Origin of the sequence: Limnospira sp. PMC 289.06, from assembly GCF_032350395.1 — a bacterium.
GTDB classification, from domain to species: Bacteria; Cyanobacteriota; Cyanobacteriia; order Cyanobacteriales; family Microcoleaceae; genus Limnospira; species Limnospira platensis.
The window spans coordinates 1-285 of the sequence record NZ_JARPLC010000568.1 but is presented as its reverse complement, the minus strand read 5'-3'; the positions used below and the strand labels follow the sequence as shown (position 1 = coordinate 285).

At 43.5% G+C, this 285-nt stretch carries 1 pseudogene; it reads left to right on the top strand.

From position 1 onward, the window contains the following. Window positions 1-155 precede the first annotated feature (155 nt). A pseudogene (locus P5674_RS26300) lies at window positions 156-285 on the top strand (reverse transcriptase N-terminal domain-containing protein); the annotation flags it as partial.

Here is a 285-nt window from a genome sequence, read left to right as displayed (position 1 = left end):
TGACAATCTGGTCGAGAAAGTCAGTAGTGAAAGTGTAAGCGCAAGCCTATTAGGGGATGAGATGTGACCAAAAGCCAATGCCCGACTGTAATGGTAGGGATATGCTAACAGGTCACGGTTTGATTGTAAAGAAATAGAGCCTAGTAGGTGTACAAATGGCGATAGCGAGTTTAAAGAAAGGGTTTGGGAAACCAAAACCAATCAAGACTACGAGCAACGCATGGAAGGCCATCCCATGGACTAAGGTTCAACGGAAAGTTTTCAAGCTCCAAAAGAGTATATTTC